This is a genomic window from Xanthobacter tagetidis (genome assembly GCF_003667445.1).
In the GTDB taxonomy this organism is placed as follows: Bacteria; Pseudomonadota; Alphaproteobacteria; order Rhizobiales; family Xanthobacteraceae; genus Xanthobacter; species Xanthobacter tagetidis.
In genome coordinates, this window is record NZ_RCTF01000003.1 from 302721 (window position 1) to 320244 (window position 17524).

18 protein-coding genes are annotated in these 17524 nt (G+C 71.1%); all 18 read left to right on the forward strand.

Going from position 1 to position 17524, the window contains the following annotated elements:
• The first annotated feature begins 101 nt into the window (after positions 1 to 101).
• The 18 genes from D9R14_RS05840 (at position 102) to D9R14_RS05925 (ending at position 17488) form a co-directional block, all read left to right on the forward strand.
• Positions 102 to 764, forward strand: a complete 663-nt coding sequence (locus D9R14_RS05840) for a DUF1441 family protein (protein WP_147452962.1) — start codon at positions 102 to 104, stop codon at positions 762 to 764.
• A complete protein-coding gene (locus D9R14_RS05845) occupies positions 761 to 2824 on the forward strand; it encodes a terminase gpA endonuclease subunit (protein ID WP_121622361.1) in 2064 nt (687 codons plus the stop codon). Before D9R14_RS05840 ends, D9R14_RS05845 begins: the two co-directional genes overlap by 4 nt.
• A 6-nt stretch (positions 2825 to 2830) precedes the next feature.
• Complete coding sequence (locus D9R14_RS05850) at positions 2831 to 3046, forward strand: hypothetical protein (RefSeq protein WP_121622362.1); 216 nt, start codon at positions 2831 to 2833, stop codon at positions 3044 to 3046.
• Positions 3046 to 4698, forward strand: coding sequence for a phage portal protein (locus D9R14_RS05855; RefSeq protein ID WP_121622363.1), 1653 nt, complete (start codon positions 3046 to 3048; stop codon positions 4696 to 4698). Before D9R14_RS05850 ends, D9R14_RS05855 begins: the two co-directional genes overlap by 1 nt.
• Positions 4688 to 5746, forward strand: coding sequence for a head maturation protease, ClpP-related (locus tag D9R14_RS05860; protein ID WP_170168517.1), 1059 nt, complete (start codon positions 4688 to 4690; stop codon positions 5744 to 5746). The genes D9R14_RS05855 and D9R14_RS05860 overlap by 11 nt, the downstream gene beginning before the upstream one ends.
• Positions 5747 to 5796: 50 nt before the next feature.
• The gene (locus D9R14_RS05865) at positions 5797 to 6465 is read left to right on the forward strand and encodes a head decoration protein (protein WP_121622365.1); all 669 of its coding nucleotides are present in this window, start codon (positions 5797 to 5799) and stop codon (positions 6463 to 6465) included.
• Positions 6466 to 6528: 63 nt separating this feature from the next.
• Positions 6529 to 7566: a major capsid protein gene (locus D9R14_RS05870; RefSeq protein WP_121622366.1), complete on the forward strand. Its 1038-nt coding sequence runs from the start codon at positions 6529 to 6531 to the stop codon at positions 7564 to 7566.
• The gene (locus D9R14_RS05875) at positions 7566 to 7973 is read left to right on the forward strand and encodes a hypothetical protein (RefSeq protein ID WP_121622367.1); all 408 of its coding nucleotides are present in this window, start codon (positions 7566 to 7568) and stop codon (positions 7971 to 7973) included. Before D9R14_RS05870 ends, D9R14_RS05875 begins: the two co-directional genes overlap by 1 nt.
• A 25-nt stretch (positions 7974 to 7998) precedes the next feature.
• Positions 7999 to 8754 (forward strand): hypothetical protein, encoded by a 756-nt coding sequence (locus D9R14_RS05880; RefSeq protein WP_121622368.1) that lies wholly within the window; start codon positions 7999 to 8001, stop codon positions 8752 to 8754.
• Between the two features lie 3 nt (positions 8755 to 8757).
• On the forward strand, positions 8758 to 9291 hold the full coding sequence (locus D9R14_RS05885; protein ID WP_121622369.1) for a phage baseplate assembly protein V: 534 nt from the start codon (positions 8758 to 8760) through the stop codon (positions 9289 to 9291).
• A 78-nt stretch (positions 9292 to 9369) separates the two neighbouring features.
• Positions 9370 to 9768, forward strand: a complete 399-nt coding sequence (locus tag D9R14_RS05890; protein WP_121622370.1) for a GPW/gp25 family protein — start codon at positions 9370 to 9372, stop codon at positions 9766 to 9768.
• The gene (locus D9R14_RS05895) at positions 9768 to 10694 is read left to right on the forward strand and encodes a baseplate assembly protein (RefSeq protein ID WP_121622371.1); all 927 of its coding nucleotides are present in this window, start codon (positions 9768 to 9770) and stop codon (positions 10692 to 10694) included. The genes D9R14_RS05890 and D9R14_RS05895 overlap by 1 nt, the downstream gene beginning before the upstream one ends.
• Positions 10691 to 11947 (forward strand): phage tail protein I, encoded by a 1257-nt coding sequence (locus D9R14_RS05900; RefSeq protein WP_121622372.1) that lies wholly within the window; start codon positions 10691 to 10693, stop codon positions 11945 to 11947. The genes D9R14_RS05895 and D9R14_RS05900 overlap by 4 nt, the downstream gene beginning before the upstream one ends.
• Before the next feature lie 9 nt (positions 11948 to 11956).
• On the forward strand, positions 11957 to 14230 hold the full coding sequence (locus D9R14_RS05905; protein ID WP_121622373.1) for a hypothetical protein: 2274 nt from the start codon (positions 11957 to 11959) through the stop codon (positions 14228 to 14230).
• 12 nt (positions 14231 to 14242) lie between these two features.
• Positions 14243 to 14461 carry a hypothetical protein gene (locus D9R14_RS05910; RefSeq protein ID WP_121622374.1) on the forward strand — a complete coding sequence of 73 codons (219 nt, stop codon included), beginning with the start codon at positions 14243 to 14245 and terminating at the stop codon, positions 14459 to 14461.
• Between the two features lies 1 nt (position 14462).
• Positions 14463 to 15773 carry a pyocin knob domain-containing protein gene (locus D9R14_RS05915; RefSeq protein WP_121622375.1) on the forward strand — a complete coding sequence of 437 codons (1311 nt, stop codon included), beginning with the start codon at positions 14463 to 14465 and terminating at the stop codon, positions 15771 to 15773.
• A complete protein-coding gene (locus D9R14_RS05920) occupies positions 15773 to 16108 on the forward strand; it encodes a hypothetical protein (protein WP_121622376.1) in 336 nt (111 codons plus the stop codon). The genes D9R14_RS05915 and D9R14_RS05920 overlap by 1 nt, the downstream gene beginning before the upstream one ends.
• A 102-nt stretch (positions 16109 to 16210) precedes the next feature.
• Positions 16211 to 17488 carry a phage tail sheath protein gene (locus D9R14_RS05925; RefSeq protein ID WP_121622377.1) on the forward strand — a complete coding sequence of 426 codons (1278 nt, stop codon included), beginning with the start codon at positions 16211 to 16213 and terminating at the stop codon, positions 17486 to 17488.
• The last annotated feature ends 36 nt before the right edge of the window (positions 17489 to 17524 follow it).

Sequence of the window (17524 nt, forward strand, 5' to 3'; positions counted from 1 at the left end):
TACCACGGGTCCTTCCCCCCGGGGCCAGCCCCCCACGCGGCCGCCGCAGCCCGGAAAAACGCTAGCCGGACCTTCTGAAACCTGGGTCAACGGTGACAACGGTGGCGACAACGGACAACAACGGTGCCGCCGCCGACGGCCTTTGGGTCGCCGTCTCGGAACTCGCCCGGCAGAAGTCCATCGACAAGGCGGCCATGTCCCGCCGCATCGCCCGCTTCGAGGCCGAGGGCCTGCTCTCGACCCGCCCCGGCCCGCGCGGCGCGAAGCTGATCAACGTCGCCGCCTATGAGCGCGTCGCCGGCGAGCATCTCGACGCCACGAAGGAGCTGGCCGCCCACACCGCCGCCGCCAATCGCGGCGAGGCGGCAAGCTCCGACCCGGTGCTCTCGCGCGAACAGGCCCGCCGCGTCGCCTACCAGGCCGACATCGCCCGCCTCGATCTCGGCGAGCGCACCCGCCGCCTCGTGCCGGTGGACCGCGTGGAGGAAGAGGCCGCCCGCCTCGTCGAGCCCATCGTCAAGGCGCTCGACCGGCTGCCCTCGCACGCCGAGGCGATCGTCTCCGCCCACAATGAGAGCGGCCAGCAGGGCGTGCGCACCTATCTCAAGGGCCTCGTCGCCACCCTGCGCAACGACGCGGCCCGGGCGCTGGCGGAACTCGCTGCCGCGCTCTCCGCCGAGCCGCGCCGCCCCATCGAGGACTTCGACCCGAACCCGAACCCGGACCCCGACCCGGACCTCGCGCCAACCGACGAACCGTCATGAGCTTCGCCTTCGCCAGCACCCTCGGTGAGGTGGTGGCGCGGGCCTGGGGCAGGGCGCTGCGCCTCGCGCCGCCCATCGCGCCGTCGCAGTGGGCGGCCGAGCACCTCATCGTCCCGGACGGCCCACGCAAGCTGGAGGCCTGGGACCCTGAGCTGACGCCCTATATCCGCGAGCCGCTCGACATGTGCGCGCTCACCTCGCCGGTCAACGAGATCGACGTCATGAAGTCGGCCCAGACCGGCTTCACCACGCTGCTCCTCGCCGCCGTCGGCCACACCATCGACCGCGAGCCGTCCGACACGCTGCTGGTCCAGCCCACCGACGGCGCGCTTACCGATTTCAACGGCCTCAAGCTCGGCCCCATGATCGAGGCCACCGAGGCGCTCGCCGCCAAGGTGAAGCCGCAGACGTCCCGCTCGGGCGCCGGCTCCACCACCTACGCCAAGAAGTTCGGCGCCTACACGCTGACGCTGGCCATCGCCACGTCCACCTCGGACCTGCGCTCGAAGACCAAGCAGAAGGTGTTCCTCGACGAGGTCGACGAATACCCGAACGACGTGAACGGGCAGGGCGACCCGGTGGACATGGCGACCGCCCGCCAGGAATCGTTTTTGGAATCGGGCGAGTGGAAGCGGGTCAAGATTTCGACCCCGACCATCAAGAATGGCTCGCGCATCGAGGCGTCCCACGCCCGCGGCGACCAGCGCAAATGGCACGTGCCGTGCCCTGGCTGCGGCACCGAGTTCGTGTTCGAGCACGGCCCGCGCTTCCGCTTCAACCGCGCCTATCCCTATGAGGCGCACTATCTCGCGCCCTGCTGCGACCGCATCATCGGCGCCCACGAGAAGAACGCGCTGGTGCGCAAGGGCCGCTGGATCGCCACCGAGCCCGGCCCGGGCCGGCATCCGTCCTATCATTTCGGCGGCATGTCCTCGCCCTTCGTGCCGTGGGACGTGATCGCCAAGCGCTTCGTCGAGGCCGGCGACGATTCGGCGAAGCTGAAGACCTTCTTCAACCTCACCCTCGGTCTGCCCTACGAGGAGGAGCTGTCCGAGGTCACGGCGCAGGAATTGGTCGCCGCCACGGAGGACTATCCCCGCGGCATCGTTCCCATCCGCGCCGGCCGCACGGTGCTGGCGGTGGACTTCAACTCTACCTGGGCGGAATGGGCGCTCTACGCCTTCGGCCCCTCCGTCGCGGGCGACGGCGTCGACCAGTGGCTGGTGGAGCACGGCACCTGCCCCGGCCGGCCCGGCGATGCCGAGCTCGGCCTGGCGCTCGAGGCGCTGTTCGAGCGCGAGTGGCCCTATGCCGGCGGCGGCGCCTACCGGGCCGATCGCGTCGGCCTCGATACCGGCTTCGGCACCTACGAGATCTACAAGCTCGCCCGCGGCAAGCCGGACGTGCGCGCCCTCGACGGCCGCCCGCCCAAGGCCGGCGACGTGCGCAAGGCGCTGCCGCTCGGCACGCCCACCAAGGCCGCGGCCAAAGACGCCTACGGGCGCATCAAGTTCCGGGTGGATCTCTATCCGGTCGGCTCGCACGACCTCAAGCTCTGGCTCGCCGGCGCGCTCTCGGCCTTCGCCCAGCGCCAGCCGCGCGGCTCGGCCATCCATTTGCCGCGCGAGATCGTCGATCTCGGCATGGCCGACCAGCTGCTCGGCGAGGTGCTGGTGGCCCGCGAACGGCGCGACGGCCGCACCGAGGATGTGTGGGTGCCCCGCCGCGGCATCCGCAACGAGGGCCTCGACCTCGCGGTCTATGCGCGCGCGCTGGCGCTCGGCGTGCCGCGCGGCGGCCTCGGGCTGGAAAACGTCACCCGCGCCCAATGGGGCGCGCTCCTCATGGAGCGACATCAGCTTGCGCAGGCGCAAGCTGATTTGTTCACCGCGCCGGAGACGCCGCCGCCGTCCAACCCGTCGTCTCCGGCGCGGGGCGGGCTGACGCCCGCATCGGTTCCGACACCCGCACCTGCACCCGCCAGTCCGGCCCGGCCGGCGCGGGCGAAGACTTCCGCCCTCGGCGCCGCGTTGCGCCGCGCCATGAGCCAAACGAGGTAGCACCCCATGACCCCCTCCGAGATCGCCGCAGAGATCGCGCGCCTCGAGGGCATCCTCGTGGAGGCGGAGAGCGGCGCCCGCGCCCGCAAGATCCGCATGGGCGAGCGCGAGATCGAGAACAGTGAGGTGGACAAGATCGCCCTGCGCCGCCGCATTGCCGAGCTGAAGGGGCAGCTTTCCGGCGGCCCCCGCCGCGCCCGCCGCCGCCTGGTGTTCTTCTGATGGGCCTGCGCAGCGCCCTGGCTGAATTCTTCCGCCCCGGGCGCGCCGCCGCCGGCCAACCCGGCGCGCCCGGGGCGGGTGAGCGTGCCATTCCGCGCGCCGATGCCGGCTATCAGGGCGCCTCGCGCACCCATCAGGATCTCGCGTCCTGGCTGCCGCGCGCCTTCTCGGCGCAGTCAGCGCTCTCGCCCGACCGCAACCTGCTCACCTCGCGCATCCACGATCTGGCGCGCAACGATGGCTGGGCTTCCGCCGGGCTCGACCGGCTGGTGGACAACGTCATCGGCGGCGGCTGGGGCCTCAATGCGCTGCTCAACCGGCGCCGCCTCAAGCTGGACGATGCCGCCGCCACCGACATCGCCGCGCAGATCGAGGCCGAGTTCGAGGATTGGGCCACCGATCCCGATTGCTGGTGCGACGCGGAGATGCGCAACGGCTTCGGCGGCCTGCTGGCGCTCGCCTACCGGCACCGCGCCATGGATGGCGAGGCGCTCGCCGTCATCTCCTTCGACGAGCGCGGCGGCCCCTGGGCGACCGCGATCCAGGTGGTGGACCCCGACCGGTTGTCCCAGCCGCAGGCGGCGCCCGAGACCGACCGCTTCCGCCAGGGCATTGAGCTCGGCCCCAGCACCGAGCCGCTCGCCTATCACATCCGCCGGGCCCATCCGGGCGAGGCCTTCACCTGGCGCGATGCCGAGCATTTGCGCGTGCCGCGCTTCATGGGCGGCCGCCGCCTCGTGGTGCACGCCTTCGAGCCCACCCGCGCCGGCCAGATTCGCGGCGTGCCGGCGCTCGCCAGCGTGGTCAAGAAGCTGCGCATGCTCGGCCGCTACGACGAGGCGGAACTGCAGGCGGCGGTCATCAATGCCGTGCTCGCGGCCTTCGTCACCACGCCCTACGATCCCGACGCTATGGCCGAGGCCATGGCGGGCGGCTCGAAGACCGAGGACATCCTCGACGCCATGAGCGCGGCGCGCGAGAAGCATTGGGCCGAGGCGCCGCCCATGACGCTGCCGGGCGCCGCCATCAACTTCCTGGCGCCGGGCGAGGAGATCAAGCTCTCCAACCCGCACCATCCGAACTCGGTGTTCGAGAGCTTCACCCGCGCCTCGCTGCGCAACATCGCCTCCGCGCTCGGCATCACCTACGAGCAGCTCTCGGCGGATTGGGGCCAGGTCAATTATTCCTCGGCTCGCGCCGCGCTGCTGGAGGTGTGGCGCGGCTTCACCGCCCGCGCCGGCCACTTCGCCCACCAGTTCGTCCAGCCCATCTATGTGCGCTGGTTCGAGGAGGCGGTGGCGCGCCGTCGCATCGTCCTGCCGCGCACCTCGCCGTCCTTCGAGGAGGCCCGCGCCGCCTGGACCCGCGCCCGCTGGCGCATGCCGGGCCGCGGCTGGGTGGACCCGCTGAAGGAGGCGCAGGCGGCGGACCTGCGCGTGCGCCTCGGCATCTCCACTTTGGAGCGCGAGGCCGCCGAGCAGGGCCTCGATTGGGAGGAGAACCTCGAGCAGCGCGCGCGGGAATTGAAGCGCGTGCGCGAGCTGGAGGCGTCCTACGGCCTGCCCGAAGGCGCGCTGCTCAACCCCGCGGCGGTGCCCGCCTCCGCCGGCGGGCCGGACGAACAGAACGAGGATGTGCGCAATGGCCTCTGACCTCATCGTCGACGGCGAGCTGATGCTCTACGGCCCGGTCGGCGGCTCTTGGTGGGACGACGGTGGCTTCACCGCCACCGAAGTGCTCCAGGCCCTCGCCGAGATGGAGGGCGACATCACCGTCCGCCTCAATTCCGGCGGCGGCATCGCCTGGGACGGCATCGCCATCTACAACGCGCTGCACGCCCGCACCTCGAAGGTGACGGTGGTGATCGACGGCATCGCGGCCTCCGCCGCCTCCGTCATCGCCATGGGCGGCGACGACATCGTCATGCGCACCGGCGCGCTGATGATGATCCACGACGCCTCCACCATCACCTGGGGCACGGCGGAGGAGCACGAGAAGTCGGCGGCCCTGCTCGGCAAGCTCGATGGCCAGCTCGCCGCCGTCTATGCCGCCCGCACCGGCCTCGATCTGTCCGAAATCAGCGGCCTCATGGACGCGGAGACCTGGATGGACGGCACTGAGGCCGTCGAGAAGGGCTTCGCCACGGCCGCCGGCGCGGAGAAGGCGGCCAAGGCGAGCGCCTTCGACTATCGCCTCTATGCCCATGCGCCCAAGCCCCTCGTGGCTTCCGCCCGCAAGCTGAAGGCCCCGCGCCCGGTGGGCGAATGGGGCGTCCCGCTCAACGCCGCCATGGCGCGGCGCAAGACCCCGGCGCAGCCCGCCGCCATTTCGGAGCCTCCCATGCCCAACGAGACCCAGACCGGGACGGCCCCCGCCGCGCCCGCCAACGACAATGCCCCCGCCAAGACCGAGCGGGAGCGCATCTCGGCCATCCTCGACCATGCGGAGGCGGCGGGCCGCGAGGACCTCGCCAAGCACCTCGCCTTCAAGACCGACATGAGCGCCGAGGCGGCGACCGCCATGCTCGCCAAGGCGCCCAAGGCCGCGCCCGCCGCGGACGGCCTCGGCGCCCTGCGCGAGAGCGCCCCCAAGGTCGTCATCGGCGGCGACGCGAAGGGCGAGACCAAAAGCGAGGACGGCAAGCCGCGCTCGCTGGACAGCGCCGTCGACCGCTTCAACGCCGCATTCAAGCGGCGCTGATCCCATTCACCCCATCGGCGGGCCGCGGGCCCGGAACAAGGGACTGAACCATGGCTCACCTGATCGAGGGCCGGCATGCCGGCGAGGGCCTCCTCTACGAGGCCGAGAACTACTATTCCCGCGAGGCCGGCGTGCTTGCGATGAGCGAGGAGGTGGATGTGGCCGGCGTGCTCGGCCGCATCTCCGGCGGCGGTGCCGTCACTGTCACCAAGACCGACGTGGCAGGCGCCAACAAGGGCGTCCTCACCCTCGCCAATCCCGCGCACGGCGCCGGCGTGAAGGCCGGCACCTACCGCGTGGTGTTCGTCGAGCCCGCGGCCGACGCGGGCACCTTCGTGGTGGAGGATCCCGACGGCATCGTGGTCGGCCGCGGCACCGTGGGCGTCGCCTTCGACGGCGCGGTGAAGTTCACCCTCGCCGACGGCGCCACGGACTTCCTGCCGGGCGAGCAGGCACAGATCCATGTGGCCATCGCCCCGCCCGCCAATTTCGGCCAGTGGCGCGCCTGGGACCCCGACGCCACCGACGGATCGCAGGTGGCCCGCGCCGTCGCCTACGACAAGGCCTCGGCGCCCGCGGACGGCACCGCGGCGATCCTGCTGCTCGTGCGCCACTGCACCTGGCGGGCGGGGGACCTCACCTTTAAGGCCGGCATCACGCCGGAGGAGAAGGCGCTCGCCATCGTCCAGCTGATCGACGCCGGCATCACCACGCGCTGATCGCGCTCTCCCCTCAACCATCGCGGCCGCCTTCGGGCGGCCTTTTCTTTCGGAGACCCTTCCATGGCCAGCATGGACATCTTCAACGACGACGCCTTCTCGCTGGTGTCCATGATCGGCGCCATCGAGAAGGTGGATTACGCCCCCAATTATCTCGGCGAACTCGGCATCTTCACCAAGACCGGCGTGCGCACCGAGACCGTTTTCATCGAGGAGCGTTCCAACGCGCCGGCGCTGATCCACACCTCCGAACCGGGTACCGCGCCGGAGGCCGCCGCGCCGCGCGAGCGCCGTGGGGTGCGCTCCTACACGACCGCGCGCTTCGGCAAGGGCCGGCGCATCAACGCCAGCGAGGTGCAGGGCATCCGCGCCTTCGGCACCGAGACCGAGCTCGCCCAGGTGGAGGCCGAGGTCGTCCAGCGCCAGTCGTCCCTCAAGGCCGATGCCGACTTCACCTATGAGCACTACCGGCTCGGTGTCATCTGCCAGGCCAAGATGCTCGATGCCGACGGTTCGGTGCTCTACAATTGGTCGACCGAGTTCGGCCAGGCCATTCCCGAGGCGATCAACTTCGACCTCACCGCCGCCGCCCCCGAGACCGGCATCATCCGCAAGAAGTGCAACGACCTGCGCCGCACCATGGTGAAGAACCTCAAGGGCGTGGGCGGCACCGGCGCCGGCATCACCATCCACGCCATCGTGGGCGACGACTTCTGGGACGAGTTCGTCAACCACTCCGAGGTCATCCGCACCTACGAGAACCAGCAGGCGGCCAACCAGCTGCGCGAGGGCCATGGCGGCGCCTGGGAGACGTTCCGCTATGGCAACGTCACCTGGCACAATTACCGCGGCTCCGACGACGGCGAGGTGGGCGTGGCTGCCGACGAGGCGAGCTTCTTCCCCATCGGCGCCGGCATCTTCCAGCAGACCAACTCGCCGCTGGAGACGTTCGACCTGGTGAACACGGTCGGCAAGGAGTTCTACTCCATGATCGTGCGCGACAAGGACCGGAACATGTGGGCGGACGTGGAGGCCTATGCCCGGCCGCTGTTCGTCTGCACCATGCCGTCCGCGCTGCGCAAGGGCACGGTGGAGGGCTGATGCCCTCGCCCTTCGCGGCCGCGCTCGCCGCGGCCGATTCCGCGTTCGACGGCACGTTCGGCGAGCGCGTGCGCATCACGCCCATGGCGGGCAGCCCCAACGGCCGCCCGTCCCAAGACCCCGCCCGCGCGGCGTGGGAGGGCATCGCGCCCGTCGGCGAGGCGCCGGAGACGGTGCGGCCGCTCGATGCCCGCGGCACTGCCCGCGAGGACCGCGTCGGCACCATTGCCGCCGCCGTCGCCCGGCAGGTGTCGCTCACCCGCGCCGTCATCGGCGCGCTGGAGGTGCGCCGCGGCGACCGCGTCAGCCTGCTCGATCGGCCGGGCGTGCCCGTCTTCGCCATCGCGCGGGTGGACCGGGACGACCCGACCCGCCTCATCCTGATCCTGGAGAGCGAACTGCCGTGAGCGTCCGGTCGTGAGCCTTGCCCGCATGGCGCTCCGCATCTGCGCCGTCATCGCCCTGCGCGATGCCACCATGGCGCAGGAGCGCGTGCGCGACAGCGCGCTCTCCCAGCTCGACGCCCTCGTGGAGGAGGACCGCGCGCCGGTCATCACCGTGTCGACGGAGTCCACCGAGCGCAAGCGCGGCGCGCAGATGCAGCAGACCAGCCTGGTGCTGGAGCTGGCGCTCACCGCCAAGCCGCGCCCGGACGAGGAGACCGACGAGATCGTCATCGGCTTCGCCGAGACCGACGCCGACCTCGATCTGATGCTCGACCTGTTCGAGCGCGAGACGCTCGACGCCCTCGCGCGTCCCGACAGCGCGGCGGCGGACCTGTTCCGCACCCTGTGCGGCGGCGATGCGGTCAATTCGCCCGGCTCGGACTATTCCTCAATCCGCGGCGTCGGCGCGGCGGGCCAGCGGCTCGCGGCGCGCCAGATCCTTCTGACCGCCGACACGCTGCTCGATCCCGTCCGCGGCGAGCCGTGCGACTGGCTGGAGCGCTTCCTCGATCTGATCGAGGGCGATCCTGAGTATGGGGCGATCCATCCGCTCCTTTCCGCCTTCCTCGCCGGCAGCGGCCCCGGCGCCGCCTTCCGCGAGCAGGCGCGGCTCTTCCTCGATGCGGCCGGCGCCAAGGCGCTCGGCCTCTCGCCGCTCGCCGCCAATGAGGCCGGCGCGCCGGTCACGCTGACCCGCATCGCGGTGGGCGGCGTGGTGGCGCCCGACGACGGGCGGGAGTGAGCCATGGAGGACATCGTCCGCGCTCTGGCGCAGGAGATCGCTTTGTTGCGCGGCGAGGTGGCCGTGCTGCGGCACCGCCAGGCCAACATGTTCCGGCCCGGCACGGTTTCGGAGGTCAAAGCGGGGGAATACCGCGCCCGGGTGAAGCTCTCCGACGCCTCGGGCGAGGACTTCCTCTCGCCCTGGCGGCCCTGGTCGGCCATCGCCGGCGCCAGCGCGCAGGACTGGACTGTGCCGGAGGCGGGCCAGCAGGTGCTGCTGTTCTCGCCCACGGGCGTGCTCGGCCAGTCGCTGATCCTGCCTTTCGGCTTCTCGGACGATCTGCCGCCGCCCTCCGCCTCGGCGGACGAGCGCGTGTTCCGCTTCGGCGCCACGCGCATCACCTTCTCCGGCGATGGCCTCGCTTATGACGCCGGCGCGCACACCCTCAAGGGCATCGTGCGCACCGACGGCGAGACCCGCCTCGGCAAGCCCGACGCCGCCAAGCGCGTGCTGCTGGAAGACTTCACGCCCGCCCAGAACGTCTACGGTTTCTAGTTTTCACCCGCGGCGCAGCCGCCCCCGACGCGCCCGCGCGGGTTGGCCGGCGGCGCGCGGGCGCGTCGGGAGACGAAAATGGCCGGCATCGACGCGCGCACGGGCAAGCTGCTGTCCGGCTGGGCGCATGTGCTCCAGAGCGTGGAGAAGATCCTGCTCACCGGCTTCGGCGAGCGCATGGGCCGGCGCTGGTTCGGCTCCTTCGTGCCGGCGCTGCTCGGCGAACTGGCGGTCGAGCGGAGCGTCCTGCGCTTCTTCACCGCCATCTGGACGGCGCTGGACCTGTGGGAGCCCCGGCTGCGCATCGCCCGCATCCGCTTCGCCGGCACCGCCGACGAGGTGCGCGAAGGCACCGGCCGCTTCGAGATCGACGCCGTCTATCTGCCGCGCGGCCATCTGGGCGACACCACGCCCGCCGGCCGGCGCACCATCGCGGGCGAGGCGGCCGCCGGCACCATCACCGTCACGGGGTCCTGATGCGCTTCATCGCCGCCGACCTCTCCCGCCTGCCGCCGCCGGACGCCATCGAGGCGCTCGACTACGAGCAGGTGCTGGCCGCCATGAAGGCCGATGTGCGCGCGCGCTGGGACGCGCTGCGCGTCCTGCGGCCGGAACTGCCGGAGCTCGACATCCTCGAGCTTGAGACCGACCCCATCGTCATCATCCTGGAGGTGGCGGCCGATCGCGAGACCAAGCTGCGCGGGCTCGTCAACGACAAGGCCCGCGCCGTCATGCTGGCGCTCGCCACCGGCGCCGACCTCGACCATCTGGGCGCCGCCGTGCTCACGCAGCGCCTGGAACTCACTCCCGCTACTTCGTCCGCGCCCGCCGTCATGGAGGCGGACGAGCCCTATCGCCGCCGCATCCATCTCGCCCTCGACGCCTGGTCCACGGCCGGGGCGCAGGGCGCCTATGAATACTGGGCGCTCTCCTCCGACCCCTCGGTCAAGGATGCCGCGGCGCTGAACGTGGCGCCGGGCCGGGTGGACGTGGTGCTGCTCGGCCGCACCGGCGACGGCACCGCCAGCGACGCGGCGATCGTCGCGGTCTATGAGGCGCTCTCGCCGAAGACCCGCCGCCCGCTCACCGACGACGTGCGCGTGCGTTCCGCCACCATCGTGCCGCAGGCAATGCGGGTGCGCCTCGACATCCCGCGCGGGCCGGACCCGGACGTCGTGGAAATGCGGGCGCGCGCGAACCTCGCCGCGCTCGCGTCGACCATCCACGCCATCGGCCGCGTGCTGCGCACCGACGCGATCATCGTTGCCGCCCGAGTGGGCGACGTGGAGAAGGTCACGGTGCTGGAGCCCGCCGCCGATCTCGACCCCGGCGCGTTCGGCGCGGTGCATGTGAGCGCCATCGAGATCGAGGTGGTGCAGCCGGGGCAGGCGATCCCGGCATGAGCGTGCCCCACCTCCTGCCGCCGCGCTCCACCACCAGCCTCGAGGCGACGCTCTCGCAGGCGGCCGCGCGCCTCTCCGACGTGCCGGTGCCCATCGACGCCGTGAAGCGCCCGGCCGATGCACCGGCGGACTTCGTGCCCTTCCTCGCCTGGGAGCGCGGGCTCAAGCTCTGGGTGCGCGACTGGCCCGAGCACAAAAAGCGCGCCGCCGCCCGCCTCGCGCCGGAAATCTGCGCCAGCCTCGGCACGCTGCGCGCAATGGAACTGACGCTCTCGTTGGTGGATGCGCAGATCCAGTCTTTTGTGATCCCGCCGGTGGGCGCCTTCGCGGCGCCCGATCGCACGCCGGAAGAGCGCGCCGCCTTCGTGGCGCTGTTTCCGGAGCTGCGCATCTATCTGCGCTCCGAGCCCGGCACCGCCGATGCCGACCTCTATGCCGACGACGGCTTTGCCGATGACGGCATCGCCACGGTCTCGACCGCCCATGAACGCTATGGCCGGCGCGGCGAGATCCATGACGGCGGCACGGTGACACCCGTGAGCCTCTTGCCGGTCACCTGGGCCGGCGCCGACGCCATCAATGCCGACTTGGTCGGCGTTGTGATCCCCGGCGAGGACGACGGCGGCGCCTTTGCCGGCGACGCGGCGGCGGACGCCGCCTTCGCCAGCGCCGCGAGCATCACCTCGCGGCTGCTCACCATTGCCGCCGACCGCACCTTCGTCCCGCTCTCGCCGCAGCCGGTGGTGATCGCCGACGGCGTGCCGCTCGACCTCATCTCGGTGGTGCCGGAGCGCGTCTCCACCGGCGGCATCGCGGGCCTCGACGTGATCCATGCGGACGACGCCTTCGCGGATCTCGGCTTCGCCGACCACAAGGACGCCGCGCTCCGCCTGTTCGACCGCTATCACCTGTTCGATCCCACCCGTACCCGCGCGGTGGCGGGCCAGGACGACGGCGCCTTCGCCGACTTCACGGTGGTGGACCTGCCGCCTTTCTATGCCGAATTGCGCATCCGCGCGCCGGGCGAGGACACCCCGCTCTCGGCCTATGCCGGCGGCGCCTTCGCCGACGACATGGCCGCGCTGCCCATCCTCGGCACCATGGACCGCATCGCCGAGGCCATCACGGTGGCGAAATCCCATCGCGACGACCTGCGCTTCACCACCCGCACCCTGCGCGAGGTCGAGTTCCAGGACGCGCCGGCCTTCGGTGCCGGTCTGACCCTCGGCACGCTCGTGCCCATCTACGACTGAGGCCATCCCATGCTCGACGCCGTCAAGATCGCCTCCCGCCAGAAGGTCACGGCGGAGGACTTCAACAATCTGGGCCTCTATCCGCGCGCCAGCTTCGACGCGCTGACCGAGCACGCCATCGGCTCGGCGGCGAAATATAGCGGCGGCGGCGTCTCCATCCTCTCCACCACCAAGGTGCTGGTGGACACGCCCGTCTTCCTCATCCGCGATGGCCGCTGGTATGTGAACCGCACCGACGACGGCGTGGAGATGGACCTGCTCGGCTCGCTGCCGGCCTCGGGCTTCAAGCGCGTGGTGGCGCTCTCGCTCACCGGCTCGGAGGTCTCCGACCAGGTGGCCGAGCGCGACTTCCTCACCAATCCGGTGACCCGCGCCACCGAGGCCCAGCCCACGGCCACCCGCTCCAACCGCTATGCGCAGGTGAACGCCATCGCCGGCGCTGCGGCGGTGGACCCGGCGCCGCCCGCCGTTCCGGCCGAGCACACCATCATCGCCCATGTGGTGCTGACCCCTACCGGCATCGAGAGCGTGAGCCAGGTGAGGGCCAACCGCCTGCCGCAGCTCATCGAGGTCAACGGCCGCCTGGTGCTGCTGGAGGAGTGGCAGGCGCGCACCGCGCCGGTGATCGACGGCCTCAAGTCCGACGTCGCCAAGCTCATGGCCGAGGGCCGCGGCAAGGCCGACCGCGGCGTCATCTCCTATCTGCTGGAGCAGACCGCGCGCCTCAACGAGGCCGAGGGCATCGCCCCCGACGCGGCCTTCTCGGTCACCGACTTCTTCCTCACCGAGGACGACAGCGACACCGCGCACCTCTCCTATCAGGCCAAGGTGGAGGAGGGCCTGCGCTTCTCCGACGAGAACGCCGCCACCTTCTCGCCGGTGCTCGCCAACCCCGCCGACACGCGCTTCGTGATCCATCCCGGCGGCCTGCTGCTGCCGGCCTATGCCGAGGTGCCGGTGATCTCCAACATCGGCAAGGACAGCGAGGTGGCGCTCTCCAATGCCGGTTCGCAGACCACCGAATACACGCAGCGCACGGTGGCGCGCACCCGCATCCGCTGGGGCCAGTCCCTCCTCGTCTCCATCAATTCCATCTGGTGGCGCACCGGCCGCTACGATCCCGCCACCCACATCTTCCGTCGCGCAGGCGAGACCTGGGAGGTGTCCGCCCCCGACGAATTCATGCTGCGGCTCGGCTTCCTGCGCGTGGAGCGCTTCTGGAAGGACGATTACGAGGAGGTCTATTGGGACGCGGTCACCACCGACGCCTCCTATGTGGGCACGGTGAACGCGCAGACCTTCCTCACCCCGCGCGCGGGCTGGATGACCAAGGTGCGGCTCGGCTTCTCGCGCCTCGACAGCGCCGGCGACGTGCGCATCATCCTTTCCCGCTGCACCGCCAATGCGGCGCCGGACCCCAAGAACACGCTCGCCACCGTTCTGGTGCCGCGCGCGAGCCTCAAGCTCTATCCCGAGATCACCGACATCGCGCTGCCGCCCACCTATGTGGAGGCGGGCGAGCGCGTGGCGGTGCACGTGGTCACCGGCGGCAATCACTGGCTCGCCATGACCGAGGGCAACAAGTACGGCCAGGGCTCGTTCTTCGCCTCCACCGACGGCGCCTGGTTCCAGGGCGACATCACGCGCGATGCCTGCATGCAGGTGCTGATGGCGTCCTTCACCGCGCCGCGCCTCGAAATCGCGCTCGATCCCTGGAACCTCTCCGGCGGCATCGAGGCCGTGGACATGAACCTCGACATGGTGGCGCGCGACCCCGCCGGCATCATCTTCGAGGTGCGCCATTCGGGCACCTGGTACCAGATCGGCGAGGTGGGCGCCGGCAACCATCCGCTCTACGGCCTGCCGGCGCAGGTGCAGGCGCGCATGGTGCTGGTGGGCACCACGGACGTGATGCCCGGCATCTGGCTCGGCCCCTCCAAGGTCACGCTCACCCGCCCGCGCACCACCGGAACGCACATCTCGAAGGCGCGCGCGACGCCCGTCGACGTGGACGAGGTGCATGTGGTGGCGCTGCTGGAGCATTTCGACGACGCGGTGCACGATTGCGGCGCGCAGCTGCTCACCGGCGTCGGCTATGCCACGCCGGTCTCGCCCACGGCGACCGTGGATAAGGTGCTGCCGGGCGGAACCACGCGCCGCACCTTCACCTTCTCCGGCCTGACGCCGGACGACACCTACAAGCGCAAGATCACGCTCTCCACGGCGTCGGCGCTCTCCGTCTTCCACGTGGCCGAGGCCACCGACATCGCCTTCCCGAGCTGAGGAGCAGCGCTCATGGCCCCCCGTAGCCCCAAGGCGGCGCCCGCGCGCGCGGCCGCGCCCGCCGACATCGATCCCGCGGCGCTCTATGACGTGACGCTCTCGCGCGCAGTGCCCGTCGGCCGCACCCTTGTGCGGCCCGGCGCGGCGGTGCGCCTGCGCGGCGACGTGATCCAGCGCATCGCCACCGACGCGCCCGGCGCGGTCACGGCCTTCGAGCGGATCGCCGGCTGACATGTCCGGCGCCATCGACCGGTTCCTGGCGGCGCGCATGCGCGCGCTCTCGCCGGAGAAATGGGACGCCTTCGTGCGCCATCTCGGCGGCGAGCTGGCGGACATGCAGAGCCGCATCGGCGCGCTCGACCGCGTCGCCGACCAGGCGCTGCAGCGCTCGCTCACCTTGATCGACGAGGCCATCGGCCCGGCCATCGTCGATGCCCATGCCAAGCAGGCCGAGCTCGCCGGTCTCAAGGCGCAGGCCGAATTGATCGCCGCGCAGATCGCCGGGATCCTCGCTACCCTCGCCACCGAGGGCATCTCCGCCGACGTGGTGAGCGAGACCGACACCCGCCTGTTCCTCACCCCGGCCGAGCGGGCGGCGTGGAACGCCAAGCCCGACGCGGCGTCCGTCGGCACCATGATCGGCGCTGCCATCGATGATCTGGTGGGCGGTGCGCCCGGCGCGCTCGACACCATCGCGGAACTCGCCGCGGCTTTGGGCAACAATGCCGGCGCCGTGGCGACGCTGACGGCGTCCATCGCCGGCAAGCTGTCCAAGGCCGCCAATCTCTCCGACCTGACCGACGTGGCGGCGGCGCGCACCACGCTCGCGGCGGCGTCCACGGCGGCGCTCGACGCGCTCACGGCGATCGTGGCGCAGAAGGCGCCGCTCTCCGGCGGCAGCCCGCAGTTCGAGACGCTGCGGTTCCAGAAATCATTCGCTCTCGGCGCCGCGGCCGATCTCAACGCCTTGGCGAACAGCGGCTGGTATGACGTCGCGAACCCCGTCAACGGCCCCGGCGCCGGCTGGTTCTGGGTGCATTGCCAGGCCCACAGCGCCAATCCCGGGGACTGGCGCACGCAGCGGGCCATCAGCTTCAACGATGGCCGCGAATATGTGCGGTCCTTGCTAAACGGCACCTGGGGTGCGTGGGTGGAGGTCAACCCCTCCGGCCCGACCGTTGTGAAGCTGCATGACGACGTGGTCACCAGCAATGTGAGCTATGTCGAGCAGGCGGTTGATTTCGCGACCTATTGCTATGCGGTGACGGTGCTGGAAGGGGTCTCGCGCTTCGGCGCCACGACGGCCGCCATCAATGTCACGCTGCGGTCTCCCTCCACCTCCCGCGATGCCCTCACGGATGCCGGCGCCTATTCGGCTTCCGACATCGTGTCCGGCACGGTTCAGTGGACCAAGCGAGGCCTCCACAGCGTCAACGCGCTCGCGCAGCGCAGCTTCGCGGACGTGGACCGCATCCGCATCGCCTTCGCCGGCTCCAGCTTCGTCGATGCCGGCCGGATCACCACCTATGGGGTGAAGTTCTGATGCAGGCCCTCATCAATGGCGTCCTGACGGACCTCTCCGAGGCCGAGCAGGCCGCATGGGAGGCCGAGCGCGCCGCCGCGCTCGTGCCCGCGCAGGTGTCCCGCACGCAGGCTTTGCTCGCGCTTCTCGAAGGCGGCGAGACGCCCATCACCGAGGCGCAGATCCTCGCCGCCATCGATGCCATGGCCGACCCGCTGGCGCGCGAGCGCGCCCGCATCCTCAGCGCGAACCCCGTGTGGCGCCGCGACGACCCCTTCGTGGCCGAGATCGGCGCCGCCTTCGGCCTCGCGCCGGGCGACATCGACGATCTGTTCCGGCTGGCCGTGACGCTCTGAGCCCGATTGAGCCCGAGCAGGCGGCGCAGCGCGCCGCCGTAGCGAATGGCTCCCGCAAGAATCCCGGCGCCGCGGGCGCCTGCATCTTCCCTGGAGGCTGACATGACCGAACCGACCTTCGGCGTCACGTTCGAGCAGCGCAACGACGAATACCGCTCCGTCGCCGGCGGCGACTTCTCCACCATCGCCCTCGTCGGCCCCGCGCCGTCCGCCGACCCGGCGGTGTTCCCGCTCAACGAACCGGTGCCGGTCTATTCCAACGACGCCACCAAGCTGGCCAAGCTGGGCACCGAGCGCTGGCTGCGCGACGCGGTGGAGGGCATCAACGACCAGCTGGGCGAGTTCCAGCGCGCCGCCAAGGTCTGCATCGTGCGCACGCCGCATTCGACCGAAGAGGACGCGCAGGAGCGGCTGGAGGCCGAGCTGCTCGCCATCGCCGGCGACAGCACCGCCATGACCGGACTGCATGCGCTCAAGGGCGCCGCGTCCCATATCGGCTACACGCCGCGCATGGTGTGCGTGCCGGGTTATACCCACCAGCTGCTCGGCGAGGACGAGGCCAATGTGGTGGTGGCCGAGCTGCCGAGCGTGCTCGACCACCTGTTCGCGGTCTCCGTGGTGGAAGGGCCGAAGGGCTCGGTGGAGGACGCCATCGCCTGGCGCGAGACCTTCTCCTCGAAGCGCCTCGTGCCTGTGGTGGGTGGCGTGAAGGTGCGCGGCGGCGCGGGCGTGACGCTGGAGCGCCCGCTGGCGCCGCGCGTGCTCGGCCTCGGCGTGCGCGTCGACCACGAGCACGACGGCATGCCGTTCCACTCGTTCGCCAACCGCCCGCTCTCGGGCATCGTGGCGCCGGGCTGGGACCATTCCTTCTCCCTGGTGGACGGCGCCAATGAGGGCCAGGACCTGCTCGCCGCCGGCATCGGCATCGTCGAGCGCGGCGAGATGGGGGTAGACGACGCCATTGCCGACGCCGGCTTCGTCTTCATCGGCACCGACCATGCGGACACCACGCTCACCTGGCCGTTCTACCACCAGAGCCGCGGCAATGACTGGATCTGGCTCTCCGAGCTCAAGACCATCCGCAACTATCTCGGCCGCAGCAACGTGACGCTCCAGGCGGTGCAGGCCTGCGTCAACCAGCTCAACAAGCGCCTGCGCATGCTCGAGGCGGACAGCCACCTCTACAAGGGCTCGCGCATCCGCTTCGACCCCGACCAGAACGGCGTCGACGAGATCCGCGAGGGCCGCATCACCCTCGACCCGGTCTACGAAATCCCCTCCGTCTGGCGCCGCGCGCACCTGCGCACCACGCCCAACCGCGCCGCCGTGGAGGTGTTCGTGAAAGACCTCGCCGAGGCGCTCACGCGCCTCGGCGTTTGATTTTACGCGCCGGAGACGGCGCCGCCCGCCAACCCG